The organism is Nocardiopsis chromatogenes YIM 90109 (assembly GCF_000341185.1).
Taxonomy (GTDB): domain Bacteria; phylum Actinomycetota; class Actinomycetes; order Streptosporangiales; family Streptosporangiaceae; genus Nocardiopsis_A; species Nocardiopsis_A chromatogenes.
This window is the reverse complement of the sequence record NZ_ANBH01000085.1, coordinates 1-930: the sequence shown is the minus strand read 5'-3', so window position 1 is coordinate 930 and position 930 is coordinate 1. Positions and strand designations below refer to the sequence as shown.

Sequence of the window (930 nt, the reverse complement as noted above, 5' to 3'; positions counted from 1 at the left end):
GGGCGCAAGGAAGAGCAGCGGCGACGAGGCAGGTCGGCGGCCCTTCCGGCAGCGTCGTCGGGTGGCGAGCGTGCGGATGGTCGCCGTTCTCGGCGGCGACGGCGGAGCAGGTAGCCCGCTCACGGTCCCCGGCCGGGCGGTAGGTCGCCGGGGCGCAGGGAAGAAGGCGGCGACGGAGTGAGTGGCTGATTCCCTGGCCCTGCTTGCCGTCCGGCGGGGTCCTCGCGGTCCGGGTAGGCGCCGCGAGCGGCAGGGTTCGCGGCCTTCGGCGCCCGTGGCGGCCCGCTGCCCCGTTCTGCGATCTCCGCCAGGGCCGTGGCCTGGGTGAATACTCCGCATCAGGTGCGGGAGGGGCGGGGGCGCGTCCGCCGACGCCCCCGGCGGCCTCAGAGCGACGAACACCGCGATACCAGAACAGGTTCCGGGAAGGATTTGTCTTGTCCGCACCCTCCTGGGGTGTTCCGGTCGGGTGCGGAGGTGGACACGGGGCCGACTGGTGCCCCGCTCTCGAACCCCGTCCGGGCTGCAGGCCGCCGGGCGCGTGGACGGTTGCCGTGTCCGGCGGCGACGGCGAGAGCCGGGCGGTTCCCCGGGCCTGCCTGCCGTCCGGCAGGTTCCTCGCGCTCCAGGAAGGCGGCGGACCAGCAGGTATCCCGCTCACGGACCCCGGCCGTCCGCCGGGCCGCCGGGGTGTGGGGCGGGAGGGCAGCGACGAGGAACGGTCGGCGGCCCTTGCCGCAGCGCTGTCGGCCGCCCGGCGTGTGCGTGGTCGCCGTGTTGGGCGGCGACGGCGAGGACTGGGCGGTTCCCGGGCCTTGCTTGCCGGGCGGCGGGCCTCTGGCGGTCCGAGAAGGCGGCATGGCCCCGGGGTTCGCGGTCTTCGACACCCGGGGCGCCCCCTTGGCCCGCACCGCACCACCCGGCAGTGCC

The 930-nt window shown here is 76.1% G+C and carries 1 protein-coding gene; it reads left to right on the top strand.

Annotated features, from left to right (window positions below; translation table 11 throughout):
• The coding region (locus tag D476_RS38420; protein ID WP_204366964.1) for a hypothetical protein at positions 1-181 on the top strand (181 nt) is incomplete at its 5' end.
• Between the last annotated feature and the right edge of the window lie 749 nt (positions 182-930).